Raw genomic sequence first — 18,617 nt, 5'->3', positions numbered from 1 at the left:
AAGAGTCCGGGGCGAAGTCTGCGCGTCCGCGAGAAATACCCCCATGAGCTCCTCCGTTGATTTAGCGCAGGCTGTCCTAAGTCGGAAGTGAGGTTACCCTATCCTTCGCGGCCGGCCGAGGCCTACGCGCGGTACCGACCACGCAATTCCGCCCAGCTAGTCGCCTGCGGCCATCACCCAGCCCGTCGCGGCCACGCGCCGGCTCCAGAACTGCGCGTACCGGCCGCCGCGCTGCATCAGCTCTGTGTGGGTGCCCTGCTCCTCGACTGCGCCGGTCGGGGAGAGCACCACGATGTTGTCTGCGGCGGTGACCGTGGACAGCTTGTGGGCGATCACGATGACCGTGCTGCGCTGCGCGAGGGTTCGGATGGATTCGGCGACGTGGTGCTCGTTCTCGGGGTCGAGCGCGCTGGTCGCCTCGTCGAACAGCACGATCGGCGCGTTCTTGACCAGCGCCCGCGCGATCGACACGCGCTGACGCTCCCCGCCCGACAGCGCCGAGCCGCCCTCGCCGACGCGGGTCTGCCAACCGTTGGGCAGCCGCTCGACGATGGAAAGCAGGCCGGCGGTGCGGGCCGCCTCGACGATGTCCTCGTCGCTGGCGTCCGACCGCCCGATGCGGATGTTCTCCCACAGCGTGTCGTCGAACAGGTACACGTCCTGGAACACCAGCGACAGTTGGGCCATCAAGTCAGCAGTGAGTTGGTCGCGCACGTCGTGGCCGCCGACCCGGACCACGCCGGAGTCGACGTCGTAGAAGCGGGCGATCAGCTTGGTGATCGTCGACTTGCCCGATCCGGACGGACCGACCAGCGCGGTCATGGTGCCCGGCTCGGCGGCGAAGCTCACGTCCGACAGCACCATGCGGTCCGAGTACCCGAACGTGACGCGGTCGAGTTCGACCCGGCCCGGCACCGCGGCGGGGTTGGCGGTGGCCGGCTCCGAGAGCGCCGCGGTGTCGAGGATCGACGTGATGCGCTGCAGTTCCGCGGTCGCCAGCCTCATCGCGGAGCCGAGTTCGGCCAGCTGTGACAGCGGTGAGGCGAACCGGGCGGCGAGCCCGAGGATGGCCACCAGCGTGATGGGATTGATGTCGCCGCGCACCGCGAGCCAGGCCCCCACCGCGATCAGCACCGAGAACACCGCCTGCACGGCGACGCCGTTCAACATCAACCCGGCCACCGACTGCCTTAACGCGGCGCGCCCGGCCCGATGCTGGGCTTCCAGTGCGTCGCCGAGTGGTTGGTAGTCGGCGCCGGTACGGCCGAACGCCCGCAGCACCGGCTGGTACCGCGCGAACTCGATCACGCGGTTGTTGACGTCGGTCGCCGAATCGTGGGTGCGCACCTCCGCGGTCGCGATCAGCCGGGCGGCGAACCGCCCGCACAGCACCAGCAGCACACCGCCGACCAAGGCGACGAGCCCGATGCGCCAGTCGAAGATGAACAGGCCGGCCACCACGGTGGCTGCGCTGACCGTGTTCACCACCAGCGGGGTGACCAGGTTGCCACCGCTGGTGCCGACGAAAACCGTTCCCTTGACCGCGATCTGGGACACCTTGCCGACGGTCTCGCGAGTGAACCAGCCCAGCGGAAGGGTGACCATGTGGTCCCCGAGCCGATGGTGCAGCAGGCGCATCGTGGTCAGCGCCATACGGATCGCCAGCTTCGCTCCGATGTAGTTGAGCACCGACGCGACGAGGACCGTGACGGCCATCAGCGCCAACCATCGTGCGGTGGCGGCATAGTCGCCGTCGAACATCGTCACCGTGATGGGCACCAGCAACAGCATCACGACGCCGTGCAGGATGCCGTAGACCGTCACCACCGCAAGGAAGCTGAACATCCGGCCCCGCTGCGGGCCGAGGATCTGCAGAAAGCCCCGGATCATCTGGCCACCTCCCATTCGCGGGCATGACCCGCGGTGTACGACTGCCACATCCGCGAGTACTGCCCGCCGGCGGCGAGCAGGTCGTCGTGTCGGCCCTGTTCGACGATGCGCCCGCGGTCGAGCACGACGATGTTGTCCGCGGACACGATCGAGCCCAGCCGGTGCGCGATCACCAGCACGGTGCGCCCGACGATGAGCCGCGAAAGCGCTTCCTGGATCTGGGCTTCCGAATCCGGGTCGGCGAACGCGGTGGCCTCGTCGAGCACCAGGATCGGCGTGTCGGCCAGTAGTGCGCGCGCGATGCTGACGCGTTGCGCCTCGCCGCCGGAGAAGTGCGCGTCCTCGTCGACCACGGACTCATAGCCCTTGGGCAACTGCAAGATTCGGTCGTGGATGCGGGCCGCCTGCGCCGCGGCGACGACCTCTTCGTCGCTGGCGTCGGCCCGGCCGAGCCGAATGTTGTCGGCGACGCTGATGCCGAGAAGTTGCACGTCCTGCAGCACGAACCCGACGTGCCGGTACAACTCGGCGGGGGCGATCTCGCGGACGTCGACGCCGCCGACGCGCACCGTGCCCGCAGTGACATCGTGGAAGCGCGGCACCAGCGTCGCCAGCGTCGACTTGCCGCTGCCCGACGGTCCGACCAGCGCGGTGATGGTCCCGGCCGGCATTGTGAGCGAGATGTCGTGCAGGACGGTGTTACGACCGTCGTAAGAGAACTGCACGTCCTCGAACTGGACCGAGTTGTCCCGCGGCGTCTGCGGATCGCGGGCGACGGGCAGCACGGGCGTGTCGAGCAGGCGCTTGAGGCGCCCCGCCGCGGCGGCGGCCTGCCGCTTGATGTGCGTCGAATAGCCGACGGTCAGCACGGCCGCTGGAATCGTCACCGCGACCAACGTCGAGCCCAGCACCTCGACCGGCGTCACCCAGCCACTGCGGACGAACCAGTAGCCACCGGCGAGGTTGGCCAGCAGCAGCACGGGCGTGTCGATGAAGATCGACGACACCGCCTTGACCCGCACCAGCGGCCCCACCCAGCCGGCGAAGCTGTCGTTGAACTCGTCCGCGGCGTCGGCGAAGCGCTTGTGCGCCTTACCCGCTTCGCCGAACGTCTTGACCACCGACACGCCGGCGATGAACTCGACGATGGTGGCGCTGATCCGTTCGACTCCCCTGTCCAGGCGTTCCATCTGCGTTCGGGAGTCGCGGCCCAACGCGACGTACACGCCGATGTAGAACGGCACGGTGGCCATCGCCAACAGGCCCAGCCGCCAGTCCAGGTAGAAGCAGTAGATCAGCCCGAACAGCGGAGTGGCCAGCGCGCCGGTGTTCTCCACCGCCGAATGGGCGACCAGGAAGTGCAATTCGCCGACGTCGTTCTGCACGGCCTTTTGCACCTCGCCCGACGACCGGGTGCCGAACCAGCCCAGCGGCAACCGGCCCAACTTGTCGACGATCCGCAGCCGCAGTGACCGCTGCAGGTCCACGTCGGCGAAATGCGTGATGGTCAGCGCGGCGCCGCCGGCGAGAGTGCGCACCAGCAGCGCGACGATCACCACCGCGACGACGATCCACACCCTGGTCGGATCCGGCGGGCCGGCGGCGAGCAGCTCGCGGCCGATCTCCACGATGCCGATGAAGGGGACGATGGTGGCGGCCGACGCCAGCAGTTGGTAGCGCGTCGCGCGCGATGTGCGGGCCCGCGTCGGGGCGAGCAGCTGCTGCAGTGCGAGCTTGTCGTAGGTGGCGGCCCGCTTGGCGGCGTCCGGCGCCGCTTCCGGCGCGACCGGTTCGACGTCGGGTGCGGATTGCACAGCGGTCATGCGCCCTCCTGATCTTGGGTAAGGGTCGCCTAACCCTACCGGTCGTGTGACGGGTGCCGGTCGCTACGTAACGTGGGCGGTAGTTACTCAGGAAAGGACCGGTATGGACCTGGCAGGCGTCGGTGTGTGGAGTTCGCAACTGCGGTACGGCGACCAGGGCGAAGCCGCCGAGGCCGCCGCGGAGCTCGAGGACCTCGGGTTCACGGCGCTGTGGATTCCCGACGTCGGTGGTCCGGTCCTCGATTCGGTGGAGCACCTGCTGTCATCGACCAAGCAGGTGGCGATCGCCACCGGCATCCTGAACCTCTGGATGCACGAGCCCGCCGACGTGGCCGCCCGCTACGCGTCGCTCACCGAGACGCACGGCGAACGGTTCCTGCTGGGCATCGGCGTGAGCCACGCGCCGCTGATCGACTCCCGGGAGCCGGGCCTCTACCGCAAGCCGCTGGCCGCGACCCGCAAGTACCTCGACGACATCGACGCGACACCGCAACCGGTACCGGTGGGCAACCGGGTGCTCGCCGCACTCGGCCCCAAGATGCTCGAGCTGGCCGCGACCCGGTCCCGGGGTGCGCACCCGTATCTGGTCACCCCCGACCACACCCGCTACGCCCGTGAACAACTCGGCGAGGGCCCGCTGCTGCTGCCGGAGCAGACCGTGCTGCTCACCACCGACGCCGACGAGGCGCATGCGCTCGGAACCGATTGGCTGCGTTCGTATCTGGCGTTGCCGAACTACGCCAACAACCTGTTGCGGTCGGGATTCACCGAAGAGGACGTGGCCTCGGTCAGCGACCGGTTGTTCGATGCGATCATCGCCTGGGGCGACGAGGAGACGGTGCTCGAGCGGGTACGTGAGCACCACGACGCCGGCGCCGACCACGTCTGCGTGCAGGTGCTCACCGCCGATCCGCGGGAGTTCCCGCGCGATCAGTGGCGCCGTCTGGCCGCCGCCTTACGCTGAGGATTCGAGTTCGGACAGCACGGCCGCGCTGTCCATCTCGGCCACCTCGAGGTACACCTCGGCGACGGCGTCGAGGCGCTCACTGTCGGCTTCCCGGGCCAGCAGTCGCTCGGCCAACTTCGCCACACATCGGGCGGCGAACATGTCGGTGACCAACACGGTCGGGGTGTCGAGCCAGTCCCGGACGCGGGCGATCACCTGGGTCGCCAGCACGGAATCCCCGCCGAGGGAGAAGAAGTCGTCGTCGGCGCCGACCTTGTCGGCCTCGATGTCGAGTACCTCGGCCACGATCGCCACCAGAGCGGACTCGAGCGGGCTGGCCGGCGCTCGATAAGCTTGTGCCGCAGGCGGTTCGGCGTTGGCGAGCAGACGCGCGACGGCCTTCCGGTCGATCTTGCCGTTGACGGTGAACGGGATCCGGTCGGCCACCACGATGACCTTCGGGATCATGTGCGCCGGAACCAGTTCGGCCATCGCCGCCGTGACGGCTCGCGCGTCGACGGCCTGGTCGTCGGTGCGCACCACCGCAGCCAGCACATCGCGATCACCGGGGATGACCGCGGCGACCGCCGCGTCGACTCCCCCGACCCGCTTCAGCGCGGCCTCCACCTCGCCGGGTTCGATGCGGTAACCGCTGATCTTCACCCGGTGATCGACGCGACCGACGAACTCGAGTGCGCCGTCGGGCAGGTAACGCACGAGATCACCGGTGCGGTACCAGGTTCGGCCCTCGTGTTCGACGAACTTCTCGGCGGTCAGATCGGGCCGCCCGCGGTATCCGCGGGCGATGCCGCGTCCGGTGAACCACAACTCGCCGGGCACCCAGTCGGGGCAGTCGCTGCCGTCGGCGGCCACCACGCGGCAGGCGTTGTTCGGCAACGGTGTGCCGTAGGGCACCGAAGTCCAGTGCGCGGGCGGGTCGTCGACCTCGCAGATGGTCCCGTGCACGGCCGTCTCGGTCGCGCCGCCGAGACCCGCGACGCGCACTTTCGGCGCCGACTCGCGCAGCGCCCGAACGAGTTCCGGGCGCACCCAGTCGCCGCCGAGCAGCACCACCCGAAGTCCTGCCAGCCGGTCTGCGCCGGCCTCGAGCAGCATGTCGAGCCACCCGGGCATCCAGTTCAGAAACGTCACGCCGTGCTGCTGGATCAGCCGCGCCCAGGCGTCGGGGTCACGACGCTGATCCTCGTCGACCACGACGACCGCACCGCCCGCGCGCAGGATCGCGAAGATCTCCAGCACCGACATGTCGGCTTCCAGCGACGCCAGCGCCAGGCTGCGGTCGCCCGTGTCGATGCCGAAGTGGTCGGTGACGAACTCGATGGTGTTCATCACCGCGTCGTGGGTCAGTTCCACACCCTTCGGTTCGCCGGTCGAGCCCGACGTGAACAGCACGTAGGCAAGCGCATTCGGGTCGACATCGGCGGGCTGCCGGTCGGTGTCACGGGCGGTGGCCTCGGCGACGGTGAGGACCGGCACGTCGGCGCGCACCGCATCGGCGCCGCCGCACAGCAGCACCGCCGACACCGCACTCGCGTCGAGGATCCGCGCGGTGCGCTCCGCGGGCTGGTCCGCGCCGATCGGCAGGTAGGCGGCTCCGGCCGCCAGGATGCCGAGCACCGCGGGAATCTGCTCGGCGCACTTCGGGCCGACCAGCGCGACCAGGTCACCGGGCGCAACGCCGTTGTCGCGCAACGCTGCGGTGACGCCCAGCGCGCGGTCGCGCAGTTCGCCGTAGGTCAGCTCGCCGTCCCGGCTCAACACCGCGGGCGCGTCGGGCCCGACCAGCGCGTTGCGGAAGAAGCCGTCGTGGATCGCCTCACCGCTGGGCGCTGTCGTGCCGTTCACCGCCTGTCGCACGGCCCGTTGCGCCTCCGGCACGGCGGGCGGATCCGGCGCGTCCCAGGCCGCATCGTCGGTGGCGAGCCGGGTCAGCTCCGCGAGATGGTAAGCGAACATCGCGTCCGCGACGCCCGGCCGGAACGCGTCGACGCGCACGTCCCAGTTGATCATCAGACCGTCTACGAGCGGTGTCGCCTGCGCGTCGATGAGCACCTGCGGCCCTTGCGAAATCGTCCACACCGGAGCGCCGAACTGGTCGGTGACCTCCCCGGCGAACAGGTCGCCGAGGCCGAGGGCACTGGTGTAGACGATCGGCGCCAACACCTGGTTGCCCCGGTGACGGCCGAGGTCGCGCAGCACCGACAGCCCCGAGTAGCTGGAGTGCCGCGCGGTGTTGTGCAGCGTCTCCTGCACCGCCCGGGCCCGCTGCGCGGGTGTGCGCGTGTTGGCGAGGTCGATGTCGAGCATCAGCGACGACGTGAAGCAGCCGACCAGCTTCTCGACGTCGGGATGGAACGGCTCACGGCCGAACATCGGCAGGTTGAGCAGGAACCGCGGACCGCTCGACCACCGGGCCAGCGCGTTGGCGTACGAGGCCGCGACGGCCATCGCGGGTGTGATCCCACGGCGGTGCGCGGCGGCGAACAGGGCGTCGCGGGTCCCGACGTCGAAGATGTGCCAGAGCCGCACGCTGCGCCGTGGGTCCTGCTGTTCGGCGGGCGGAATGAGCGGCAGCGCAGGCGATTCGGGTAGCTCTGGTATCCGCTCGGCCCACCACTGCAGGTCGTCTGCGGACGGTCCCGGATCCGCAGCGGTCAGCGCGGTCCGGTATTCACGGTAGGTGTAACCGAGGTCGGGCAGGTCGCCTCCGCGGTAGAACACCGCGAGGTCGGCCATGAACTTGCGGTAGCTCACCGCGTCCGCGGCGTTCATGTCCATGTCGACGTGCAGCCGCGTCCGTCCGTCCGGGCGCAGCGACAGGCTCAACTCGAGGACATCGCCGTCGAGGATCTGATGCGACTTCTCATGCCGGATGGCCTCGAGGCGCTGCTCGGCCGCCTCGGGCTCCAGGTCGCGCAGGTCGTGGACTGTCACGGGCAGGCCGCGCTCGCCGATCCGCTGCGTGCCGTCCGGGAGGATCTCGACGCGCAACATCGGATGGCGGGCAACGAGTTTCGTCGCCGCGCACCGTAACCGCTGCGGGTCGACCCCGGCGCCGTCGAACTCGACGTACAGGTGCGCGGCCACGCCGCCGAGCTGCTGATCGTCGTTGCGGCCCAACCACATCGCATGCTGCATGGGCGCCAATGGGAACGGTTCGTCCTCGTCGCCGGCGGGCGCGGCTTCGACCACCCGATCCGGGCCACCGTGGCTGGATCGGTCGGACACCAGCGCCGACCATGCTGCGACGGTCGGGTTCTCGGCGAGCGCGGCGAAGTTGACGTCGATGCCCTGTTTGCGCCAGCGCCCGGACAGCGACATCATGCGAATCGAATCGAGGCCAGACGCGATCAGGTCGGCCTCGGGGTCGACGTCGTCGGGATTCACGCCGAGGAGTTCGGCGACCTCCTCGCGGACGGTGCGGTCGGCCGGTCCCGGAGAGGCGGCGTTTTCCGTCGACGCCGAACCCGTCTCACCAACACCCACGCGATCCTCCAGATTAGTACAGGCTGCCCTAACTAACCCCGGGAACGCTACCTTATATTCGAGGCACCAAACACACCTACCCCGAGGGGCCGCATCCGCCATGAGCACCGGTTTCGAGCAGCGCGCACCAGGAGATCGGCCGCTTGGACACAGCGATTCCGGCGACCTCATGACGGGGTTCGTGCCGTTCCCGCCCGACCGCGCCGAGGAGTACCGACGGGCCGGCTACTGGACCGGTGAGCCGCTCGACTCGATCCTGCGCGACGCCGCCGCGGCGTGGCCGGCGCGCACCGCGGTCATCGACCCCGACGTCAGCTATACGTTTGCCGACCTGGACGCGCGGGCCGACCGCATCGCGGCGGCGCTGGCCGACCGCGGCATCGCCCCCGGCGATCGGATGCTTCTGCAGCTGCCGAACACCTGCGAGTTCGCCGTCACGCTGTTCGGCGTGCTGCGCGCCGGCGTCGTACCGGTCATGTGCCTGCCGGGGCACCGGTCCGCCGAACTGAATCACTTCGCCATGGTCAGCGGTGCCGTCGGCCTCATCGTGCCCGACTCGATCGCCGGCTTCGACTACCGCGAACTGGCCGAGGACCTGGTCCGGGACAACCCGCAGCTGCGCCACGTATTCGTCGACGGCGAGCCGGGCCGGTTCCAATCCTGGTCCGCGCTGGCCGATTTCGAGGGCCCACTGCCCGAGCGCGGGCCCGTCGACCCCGATGTGCCCGCCTTGCTGTTGGTGTCGGGCGGCACGACGGGTCTGCCGAAACTCATCGCCCGCACGCACAACGACTACCTCTACACCGCCAGGACGAGCGCACAGGAGTGCCACCTGACCGGTGACGACGTCTATCTCGTCGTGTTGCCCGCCGGGCACAACTTCCCGTTGGCGTGCCCCGGCCTGTTGGGTTCGATGACCGTCGGCGCCACCTCGGTTTTCACCACCGACGCCAGCCCCGAAGCCGCGTTCGCGTTGATCGACCGCCACAAGGTGACGGTCACTGCCCTGGTCAACGCGCTGGCCAAAGTGTGGACCCAGGCCTGCGAGTGGGAACCCGTGCTGCCGACGTCGCTGCGCCTGGTGCAAGTCGGCGGGTCCCGGATGACGCCGCAGGAGGCCGAGTACATCCTGTCCGGGCTCACGCCGGGACTGCAGCAGATCTTCGGGATGGCCGAGGGAATGTTGAACTTCACCCGGCCCGGTGATCCGGTCGACGTCGTGGTCAACACGCAGGGCAGGCCGATGTCGCCGCACGACGAGATGCGCGTGGTCGACGAGTCCGGCGCTGAGGTGGCACCCGGACAGGAAGGCGAGCTGCTGGTCCGGGGGCCCTACACGCTGAACGGCTATTACCGCGCCGACGAGGCGAACGCGCGGTCGTTCACTCCCGACGGCTTCTACCGCAGCGGTGACCGGGTGCGGATCTTCGCCGACGGTCCGCGGGCCGGCTACGTCGAGGTGACCGGTCGTATCAAGGATGTCATCCACCGTGGCGGTGAGACGGTGTCGGCGTCGGATCTCGAGGAGCACCTGTTCGCGCACCCGGCGGTCTACGCCGCGGCCGCGGTCGCCCTGCCCGACGAGTACCTCGGCGAGAAGATCTGCGCAGCAGTTGTTTTCAAGGGAACGCCGATCACGCTCGCCGAGCTGAACAAGTACCTCGACGAGCGCGGCGTTTCGGCGCACTGCAGGCCCGACGTGCTGGCGCCGCTGCCGTCGCTGCCCAAGACGGCGGTCGGCAAGGTCGACAAGAAGAAGGTGGTCTCGCAGTTGGTGTCCTGAGGCGGGTCATCTCACCTTGGGCTGCCGAAACTGAAGTTGTGCAGCAGATTCCGCCGGCGTCTTTTCGTGCATGACTTCAGTCTGGCCGGGGGTCAGAACGCGATGTGTCCGGTCAGGACACCTGGACCTGCTCGGCGGGCTCGGGGGCCGCGAGCAGTTCGACGATCCGTTCGCTGACGGCCGCTGCGGTCGGGTATTCCCACAGCAGCGTCGGCGGCAACGACAGGCCGGTCTGCTTCTCCAGCTGACGCAGCAGCCCGACCGTCATGATCGAGTCGACGCCCAACTCCACCAACGGCAGAGCGGTGTCGACGTCGCCTTCCGACACGCCCAACTGCGCGGCGACCGCGGCGGCGACGACCTGCGCGACACGCGTCGGGTCGGCGTCGACCAGGCCGGCCGGCGGTGGTCCCTCGCTACCGGAGTCGTCGCTGTCCGTCGGCGCCACGTCGGCGAGCATCGGCACCGAGGCGGCGGCCGGAAGCAGCGGCAGCACAACGACGTTCGGCTCGTCATGCCGCATCGCGAGGTCCAGTGCACGCATCGCCTCGTCCGCCCCGACGGTGTCCATGCCCAACGCATCGAGTTGCGCGGCGACGAAGCCGGACGTCGAACCCATACCCAAGCCTCGCCACGCGGTCCAGGCGATGCTGACGGTGCGGTCGCCGAGATTGCGTCGGTGCCGCGCCATCACGTCGAGGAACGAGTTCGCGCACGCATACGCGCCCTGACCCGGGAACCCCGCCAGGTAGCCACACGACGAGAAGAGCACCAGCCAGTCCAGCTGTTCGGGTGGGAACACCTCGTGCAGGGTCAGCGTGCCGTCGACCTTGGGGCGCATCGCCGCGGTGAAGTCGTCGGGCGTGGTGTTGACCAGCAGCGCGCCCGCCTCGACACCGGCTGCGTGGATCACTCCGCGCACCGGCGGCAGGTCGCGTAGCGCGGCGCGCAGTGTGTCGGCCGCGCCGGGCGCTGCGATGTCCATCGCGACCACGCGCACGGAGACACCCCGCTCCTCGAGCGCGGCGACGGTGCGCACCAACTCCGAATCCGCTTGCCACTGCGAGCGGTCCGGCATGCCGCGACGCGACAGCAACACCAGCCGGCGCGCGCCGATGTCGGCCAGCCGCTGCGCCATCCGCAATCCGAGCACCCCGGTGCCGCCGGTGATCACATAGGTGCCGCCGGCCGAGCACTGCAGCGGCGCACCGGACCCCCGACCCGCATGCGCGAGGCGTGCCGTCTGTGCGACGCCGTCGCGCAGCACCACGACGGGATGGCCGTGCACGGAGGCCAGCACGCCGACCGGAAGCCGATCGTCGGCCACGTCGAGCACCCCGCCGAAGACTTTCGGGTGTTCGGCGGCGGCGACCCTGGCCAACCCCCACAGCGGCGCATGCGCCACGTTCGCGCCCTCGTGCACGCCGCGGGTGAGCACCCACATCCGCGCCCTGGCGCCGTGGTCGAGCAGCGCCCGCAGCGTCTGCGTCACCAGGCCGACCGAACGCTCCGGCGAGTCGTGGCTGCGCGGAAGCACCAGTACCACGGCATCGCGGTCCAATGACTCTGCGGCACTGGCGAGTTGAGCCGCGCCGTCGTGCAGCGCGTACGGCACCTCTGCTTCGGACAGGTCCCGCGTAACGAACTCGCGGGTGGCGGCGTCGCCGCCGACCACCACGACGGCCCCCGGCCGGTCGTCCGGTCGCCATGACACCGGTTGCCACGACACGTGATGCAGCATCCGGGACACATCGCTGCCGGAGGGGTTCTCGAGTTGTTCGAAGGACATCCCGGTCAGTGAGGCGAGCACCTTGCCGGAGTCCTCGGCGAGCAGCACGTCGGTCGAGGTGGTGCCCGGCCTGCGTCGAACATGCAGCAGCGCAACGGCGGGCGGTCGGCCGTGCACCCGGACCCGGTCGATGCGGGCGGGCATCCGCAACCGGGGCGGGCCGTCGAAAACCGTGGAGGCCGCGGACGTCGCGGCGTCCAGCAGCGGGGCCCAGGTGTCCGGTACTGCGCGGTCAGCGCGGGCGGCGACTTTGGCGAGCAGTTCGCCGTCGCCACCGTCCAATTCGAGGATGTCCCAGTCGAATCCCATCGCGGCGACGCCGAGCGTCGCGAGGGTATCGATGACGTGACTCGACGGCAGCCGGTCGCGACACCGCTCGCGGGCGGCGGGCTCGTCGAGCACCTCGCCGAGGAGGTCTTCGATGTCGTCGTCGGCGGCGGCCACCGCGCTGCTGTGGGTGAGCCAGCCGCCATCGTCGGCGTCCTCGTCGTTGTCGACCAGGCGCGTGGCCAGGCTCAGCCCGCGGTCCTGCAGGACCACCTGCACGTCGCGCGCCCGCCCCGGCGCCACCGGGGTACGCAGCCGGACGTCGACGAGATCTGCGCCTGCGCGGTCGCAACGCACGTCCAACTCTGCGGCCGCGCCCAGGAAGGTGTTGACGATGACCGCCGCCGGCACGATCTCGGTGCCTTTCACCGGATGGTTGCCCGGGTACGGGCGGGTGTCCAGGTCGACCCGCGTCTGCCACATCTTCGACGCCACCGCGCCGGTCACCTCTGTCCGGCCACCGAGCAGAGTGTGGCTGTCGACGTCGTGCACGCCGCGGCCACCCGGCGGTGGCGTCGGGGTGCGCCAGAACCGCCGGTGCTGCCACTGGGTCACCGGCAGGTCAGCCGCCCACGGTGCAGCCGGCAGGCCGGGATCGACCGGCGCGCCGTAGCAGTGCAACGCAGCGACCGCCGTTGCCACAGAACGCATTTCGGGCCGCTCCCGGCGCAGCAGCGGGACGACGGCGTGCTGGTCGGCCCCAGCAGCGGTTAGTGTCTCGGCGATCGAGTGCGCCACCACCGGATGCGCCGAAACCTCGAGGAACAGCCGGTGCCCGTCCTCGATCGCGGCCGAGACCGCTTCGGCGAACCGCACCCGGTCGCGCAGGTTCGCCACCCAGTAGTGCTGGTCCCGGCGTGCCGCAGACCGCGGGTCGGCCAATGCCGTTGTGTAAAGCCGGGTTTCGGGTTGCCGCGGCGGGGGCAACTGGGCGGTGAGGCTTCCGAGCTCGCCGGTGAGCGCGTCCATCGCGGGGCTGTGGAACGCGACATCGGTGTTGACCCGCCGCACCATCACGCCCTGATCGGTCCACTCCTGGCAGACGTCATCGACCGCGCCGGTCATGCCGGAGATCACCGTCGACTCCGGCGATGCGCTGATCGCGGCCACCACATCGGTTCGTCCGGCCAGCCGCCGATCGGCCTCGCCGAACGGAAGGCGCACCAGCGCCATGGCGCCCTGACCCATCACCGACCGGAAGCCCCGGGCGCGGTAACACGCCACCGCAGCGCCGACGGTCAGGTCGAACACGCCCGCGGTGACGCACGCGGCGACCTCCCCGACCGAGTGACCGATCACCGCCGCCGGTGTGACACCGCGGGCCCGCAGCATCGTGGCCAGGCCCACCTGCATCGCGAAGGTCAACGCCTGCACCCGGTCCGTACCACCGAGGTGCCCGGTGGTCAGCGCTTCCCGCGCCGAGAACCCCAGCTCGGCGGTGAACACCGGGTCGACGGTGTCCACTACATCAGCGAATTCCGGTGCTGTGGCGAGCAATTCGCGACCCATACCGGCCCAGTGCGAGCCGTGGCCGGAGAACACCCAGACGGCGCCGGCGGCCGCGGCGGGCAGCGCCGTCCCGGTCACCACAGCGGCATCCGGTTCGTCTTCGGCCAAGGCGGCCAAGCTCGCAGCCACCCCGGCCACGTCGTCCGCATCGTCGGCGACCACCGCGGCGCGGACCGGCTCGTGCGAGCGGCGCGTCCACAGGGTGGCCGCGACCTCGGCCAGCGGTGGCGGATCGCTTCGCAGGTACTCCGCGAGCGCACCCGCCTGGCTGCGCAAGCGGGCCGTGCTGCGGGCCGAGACCGGGATGATCATGGAACACTGCGGGTTTCGAGCGGGTTCAGCGGCCGCTCGGCTGGCCGGCGCCTCCTCGAGGAGTACGTGCGCGATGGTGCCGCCGTAGCCGTAACTGCAGACCGCGGCGCGCCTGGGCGCATCGCCGACACGGTCCCACGACTCGACCTGCGTCGGCACCCGCAACCCGCTCTCGGCCCAGTCCACCGCGGGTGTCAGCGAGGTGAGGCCCGCCGTCGGCGGAATGGTCCGGTGATGCAGCGTCAGCGCGGCCTTGATGAGCCCGATTACCCCGGCGCCACCTTCGAGGTGGCCGACGTTGGGCTTGACCGACCCGATGCGGCACTTCTCGTCGGCGGGTCTGTCCACTCCGTAGACCGATGCGAGTGCCCGCACCTCGGTGGGGTCGCCGGACGGTGTGCCGGTGCCGTGCGCCTCGACGAAGCCGACGCTCGCGGGTGCGATGCCGGCGAATTGGCAAGCGCGTCGGAACATCTCGGCCTGCGCCTCGCCGTTGGGCGACATGATGCCGACGGTGCGACCGTCCTGCGCGACGGCGCCACCCCGCACGACCGCGTACACGTGGTCGCCGTCGCGGATTGCGTCGGCGAGACGCTTGAGCACCACCACACCCGCGCCTTCACCGCGCCCGTAGCCGTCGGCGGCGGCGTCGAAGGTCTTGCAGCGGCCGTCGGGGGCCGTCGCACCCGCTACGTCGAGCACGCGGGTCAGCCCCGGCCCGATCAACGCGCTGACCCCACCCGCCAGCGCCAGCGACGTCTCACCGGCGTTGAGCATCTGGCACGCCTGGTGCACGGCGACCAGCGAAGCCGCGCATGCGGCGTCGAGAGCCACACTGGGGCCGCGCAAGTCGAGCAGGTGTGACACCCGGTTGGCGATGCCGCACAGCGACGTGCCGATCCCGGTCCACGCTTCGATCCCGGGCAGGTCCTCCATGATGAGCTTGCCGTAGTCGTCGGAGTTGACACCCATCAGCACGGCGGTGTCGCTGCCCGCCAACGACTTCGGCGAAACCCCGGCGTGTTCGAGCGCCTCCCAGCTCACTTCCAGCGCCAGCCGCTGCTGGGGGTCCATCAGCTCCGCCTCGCGCGGTGAGACCCCGAAGAACTCGGCGTCGAAGCCGGACAGGTCGTCGAGGAACGTCCCCCATCGCGTGACGTCCTTGAGCACCGCGGCGTTGCGCGGGTCGCGGCGCCGGTAGGGCTCCCAGCGTTCGTCCGGCACCTCGCGGACGTCGCTGCCGCCGTCGAGCAGGAAGTTCCAGAACTGTTCGGGCGTTCCGATCGAACCGGCCACCCGGCAGCCCATCCCGATGATCGCGATCGGCTCGGGTCGTGTGGAGTCGGCGGTCGAGGCGTCGGTGTGGGTCACGTCAGGTGAGTCCCGGACTCTGGATAGCCTTGCCTAAGAATCCACACGCCATGGCCGCAATACTGGCATATCCGGGCTGGTTTTTGGGATCTACGCGGACCGCTCGGAGGTGGTGCCGGTCACGTTGCGGGCACTCGCCGCATCTAATCGAGCAGATCGCGGACCACGGCGTCGGCCAGCAGGCGGCCGCGACCGGTGAGCACCAGCCGGTCGGCCACCGGGGTCAGCAGCCCGTCGGCGACGGCGCTGTCGGCCCGCCGCCGTTCGGATTCGGTCAGCAAGCTCGTCGGCAGCCCGTCGCGCAGCCGCACCCGCAGCATCACATCCTCGATGTGCATGGTCTCGGCGTCGAGCTGCTCACAGTCGGCCACCGGTAGCCGGCCGTCGGCCAGCATTTGCGCATACGTGTTGGGATGCTTGACGTTCCACCATCGGACCCCGCCGACGAAGCCGTGCGCCCCGGGCCCTGCGCCCCACCATTGGCCGCCGTTCCAGTAGCCGATGTTGTGCAGGCATTCACCGCTCGGGCGGCTCCAGTTGGAGACCTCGTACCAGTCGAAACCAGCCGCCGTCAGGCGTGCGTCGAGCAGCTCGTAGCGGCGGGCCAGCACGTCGTCGTCGGGCGGTGCGAGCTCGCCGCGGCGGACCCGACGGGCCATCGCGGTGCCGTCCTCGACGACCAGCGCGTAGGCCGAGACGTGATCGACCCCGGCCTCGATGACGGTGTCGACCGAGCGCAGCAGGTCGTCGTCGGACTCCCCCGGTGTGCCGTAGATGAGGTCGAGGTTGACGTGCTCGAACCCGGCCGCCCGGGCTTCCCGCGCCGCGCCGAGCGCGCGGCCCGGTGAATGGGTGCGGTCCAGCACCGCCAGCACATGGGGCGCCGCCGACTGCATCCCCAGCGAGACCCGCGTGTATCCGGCCTCGCGCAGCTGGTCGAACAGCAGCGGCGAGGTCGACTCGGGGTTGGCCTCGGTGGTGACCTCGGCGTCGGGCGCCAGCGGGAAATGCGTGCGCACGGCGTCGAGCACCGCGGCCAGGCCCGCGCCGCCCAGCAGGGATGGCGTGCCGCCGCCGACGAACACGGTGTCGACCTGCGGCGCGCTGCCCAGCCGCTGTGCCGCCGACGGCAGCTCGGCACGCAGCGCGACCAGCCACTGGGCGGGGTCGGCGCCGCCCAGCTCGGCGGGGGTGTAGGTGTTGAAGTCGCAGTAACCGCAGCGGGTGGCGCAGAACGGCACGTGGATGTAGACGCCGAACGGCCGCCCCGGCGTGGGCGCGACGGCCGGCAACTCAGCCGGGGCGGTTCGGGTCATGCCAACGATTGTCCGCCTGGGCGCGAGATCGCAGCCACGCAGGCGCCTACTCGTACTCTGCTGCGTGATCGCGGCCTCGATACGCGGTTTCTGCTCACCGTGACCGTATATTCTGCCCGGTTAGGGCATATGTCGGTGTCCGTGGCACAATTGGGCACGTGACCGCCGTCCGCAGCTTCCCCCAGCGTGTAGCCCTGGTGGCGCGGCGGCATGTCGATTTCAAGCGCGTCTGTAGCTGTTGTTGTCTGCCCTGACGCCGTAGACCTGCCCACCTGTATTTCAGCTGGCCGCCGGATCTGCGCCGCCGGACAGCCCCGGTGATGACGCGCGATCCGGCTCCACAGAGGAGCCACGACCATGACCACAGCGGAATCCAAGGCCAAGCCCGCCAAACGCCCCCGCGCCGAGGGCCAGTGGAAACTCGGCTACCGCGAACCGCTCAACGCCAACGAGCAGTTGAAGAAGGACGATGACGCGCTCAACGTGCGGGCCCGCATCGTCGACGTCTATTCCAAGACCGGCTTCGACGGCATCGACAAGACCGATCTGCGCGGCCGCTTCCGCTGGATGGGCCTGTACACCCAGCGTGAGCAGGGCTATGACGGTACCTGGACCGGTGACGAGAACGCCGACCTGCTCGAGGCCAAGTACTTCATGATGCGGGTGCGCTGCGACGGCAAGGCGCTCACCGCCGCCGCACTGCGCACGCTCGGCGAGATCTCCACCGAGTTCGCCCGCGACACCGCCGACATCTCCGATCGGATGAACCTGCAGTATCACTGGCTCGAGATCGAGAACGTGCCCGAGATCTGGGAGCGGCTGGCCGCACACGGGCTGCAGACCACCGAGGCCTGCGGGGACTGCCCGCGCGGCATGCTGGGCTCGCCGCTGGCGGGGTTGTCGCTCGACGAGGTCCTCGATCCGACGCCTGCGCTCGACGAGATCGTGCGTCGCTACATCGGCAATCCCGAGTACTCGAACCTGCCACGCAAGTACAAGACCGCGATCTCCGGATTGCAGGACGTCGCCCACGAGGTCAACGACGTCTCGTTCATCGGGGTCGACCATCCCGAACACGGCCCGGGGCTCGATCTGTGGGTGGGCGGCGGCCTGTCCACCAACCCGATGCTGGCGCAGCGACTCGGCGCGTGGGTTCCGCTCGACGAGGTGCCCGACGTGTGGGAGGCCGTCACCGCGGTGTTCCGCGACTACGGCTACCGGCGGCTGCGGTCCAAGGCAAGGCTGAAGTTCCTGATCAAGGACTGGGGCGTGGAGAAATTCCGCCAGGTGCTCGAGGACGAGTACCTGGGGCGCAAGCTCATCGACGGGCCCGCCCCCGAACCGGTCAAGCACCCGATCGACCATGTCGGCATCCAGAAGCTCAAGAACGGACACAACGCCGTCGGTGTCGCGCCGGTCGCGGGCCGCGTCTCCGGCACGATCCTGAGCAAGGTCGCCGATCTCGCCGAAGCGGCGGGCTCGGACCGGATCCGCTTCACGCCCTACCAGAAGTTGATCATCCTCGATGTGCCCGACGACAAGGTCGACGAACTGGCGGCCGGTCTCGAGGCGCTCGGGTTGCCGCCGCAGCCGTCGCACTGGCGCAAGAACCTGATGGCCTGCACCGGCATCGAGTTCTGCAAGCTGTCGTTCACCGAGACGCGTACCCGGGCCCAGGGGCTGGTTCCCGAGCTGGAGAAGCGGCTCGAGGACATCAACGCCCAGCTCGACGTGCCGATCACGATCAACATCAACGGCTGCCCGAACTCGTGCGCGCGCATCCAGGTCGCCGACATCGGGTTCAAGGGCCAGATGGTCGACGACGGCAACGGCGGTTCGGTCGAGGGTTTCCAGGTGCACCTGGGCGGCAGCCTCGGTCTGGACAGCGGTTTCGGCCGCAAGCTGCGCCAGCACAAGGTGCTGTCCTCTGAACTCGGCGACTACATCGACCGCGTCGTCCGGAACTTCGTGAAACAACGCGAGCATGGTGAGCGTTTCGCTACGTGGGCACTACGAGCAGACGAGGCGGACCTGAGGTGACGGA

At 69.8% G+C, this 18,617-nt stretch carries 9 protein-coding genes; 4 read left to right on the top strand and 5 right to left on the bottom strand.

The genetic code is table 11. From position 1 onward, the window contains the following. Window positions 1–156: 156 nt before the first annotated feature. A complete protein-coding gene (locus tag AU188_RS11290; protein ID WP_059163860.1) occupies window positions 157–1,890 on the bottom strand; it encodes an ABC transporter ATP-binding protein in 1,734 nt (577 codons plus the stop codon). After that, complete coding sequence (locus tag AU188_RS11285; RefSeq protein ID WP_059163756.1) at window positions 1,887–3,713, bottom strand: ABC transporter ATP-binding protein; 1,827 nt, start codon at window positions 3,711–3,713, stop codon at window positions 1,887–1,889. The genes AU188_RS11290 and AU188_RS11285 overlap by 4 nt, the downstream gene beginning before the upstream one ends. Window positions 3,714–3,816: 103 nt before the next feature. Between AU188_RS11285 and AU188_RS11280 the strand changes: the two genes are divergently transcribed. Then, window positions 3,817–4,677 carry an LLM class F420-dependent oxidoreductase gene (locus AU188_RS11280; protein WP_059163755.1) on the top strand — a complete coding sequence of 287 codons (861 nt, stop codon included), beginning with the start codon at window positions 3,817–3,819 and terminating at the stop codon, window positions 4,675–4,677. Here AU188_RS11280 and AU188_RS11275 read toward each other — a convergent pair. Continuing rightward, window positions 4,669–8,166, bottom strand: coding sequence for a non-ribosomal peptide synthetase (locus AU188_RS11275; protein WP_059163754.1), 3,498 nt, complete (start codon window positions 8,164–8,166; stop codon window positions 4,669–4,671). The two genes, AU188_RS11280 and AU188_RS11275, sit on opposite strands and share 9 nt — an antisense overlap. A gap of 100 nt (window positions 8,167–8,266) precedes the next feature. Between AU188_RS11275 and AU188_RS11270 the strand changes: the two genes are divergently transcribed. Continuing rightward, window positions 8,267–9,949, top strand: coding sequence for a (2,3-dihydroxybenzoyl)adenylate synthase (locus AU188_RS11270; protein WP_059163753.1), 1,683 nt, complete (start codon window positions 8,267–8,269; stop codon window positions 9,947–9,949). A 112-nt stretch (window positions 9,950–10,061) separates the two neighbouring features. Here the strand turns inward: AU188_RS11270 and AU188_RS11265 are convergent, their stop codons facing one another. Both AU188_RS11265 and hemW read right to left on the bottom strand, forming a co-directional pair. After that, entirely contained in the window at window positions 10,062–15,194 is a 5,133-nt protein-coding gene (locus AU188_RS11265; protein WP_059163859.1) for a type I polyketide synthase, read from the bottom strand. 206 nt (window positions 15,195–15,400) lie between these two features. Next, a complete protein-coding gene (gene hemW, locus AU188_RS11260; protein ID WP_059163752.1) occupies window positions 15,401–16,573 on the bottom strand; it encodes a radical SAM family heme chaperone HemW in 1,173 nt (390 codons plus the stop codon). A 158-nt stretch (window positions 16,574–16,731) separates the two neighbouring features. On the opposite strand from hemW, the gene AU188_RS25975 reads away from it, so the two are divergent. Together AU188_RS25975 and AU188_RS11255 are read left to right on the top strand one after the other, a co-directional pair. Further along, window positions 16,732–16,827: an Ms4527A family Cys-rich leader peptide gene (locus AU188_RS25975; RefSeq protein ID WP_353612118.1), complete on the top strand. Its 96-nt coding sequence runs from the start codon at window positions 16,732–16,734 to the stop codon at window positions 16,825–16,827. Window positions 16,828–16,930: 103 nt separating this feature from the next. Beyond that, window positions 16,931–18,613 (top strand): nitrite/sulfite reductase, encoded by a 1,683-nt coding sequence (locus AU188_RS11255; protein ID WP_059163751.1) that lies wholly within the window; start codon window positions 16,931–16,933, stop codon window positions 18,611–18,613. The last annotated feature ends 4 nt before the right edge of the window (window positions 18,614–18,617 follow it).

This window comes from Mycobacterium sp. IS-3022 (genome assembly GCF_001500065.1).
Lineage (GTDB): Bacteria > Actinomycetota > Actinomycetes > Mycobacteriales > Mycobacteriaceae > Mycobacterium.
The sequence above is the reverse complement of the archived record's forward strand: the minus strand, read 5'-3'. Positions and strand labels throughout refer to the sequence as shown.

Excerpts from the sequence above, each read along its gene's own strand:
- AU188_RS11290 (WP_059163860.1), bottom strand. The coding sequence starts at position 1,890 with ATGATCCGGGGCTTTCTGCAGATCCTCGGCCCGCAGCGGGGCCGGATG.
- AU188_RS11285 (WP_059163756.1), bottom strand. The coding sequence starts at position 3,713 with ATGACCGCTGTGCAATCCGCACCCGACGTCGAACCGGTCGCGCCGGAA.
- AU188_RS11280 (WP_059163755.1), top strand. The coding sequence starts at position 3,817 with ATGGACCTGGCAGGCGTCGGTGTGTGGAGTTCGCAACTGCGGTACGGC.
- AU188_RS11270 (WP_059163753.1), top strand. The coding sequence starts at position 8,267 with ATGAGCACCGGTTTCGAGCAGCGCGCACCAGGAGATCGGCCGCTTGGA.
- AU188_RS11265 (WP_059163859.1), bottom strand. The coding sequence starts at position 15,194 with ATGGGCTGCCGGGTGGCCGGTTCGATCGGAACGCCCGAACAGTTCTGG.
- hemW (WP_059163752.1), bottom strand. The coding sequence starts at position 16,573 with ATGACCCGAACCGCCCCGGCTGAGTTGCCGGCCGTCGCGCCCACGCCG.
- AU188_RS11255 (WP_059163751.1), top strand. The coding sequence starts at position 16,931 with ATGACCACAGCGGAATCCAAGGCCAAGCCCGCCAAACGCCCCCGCGCC.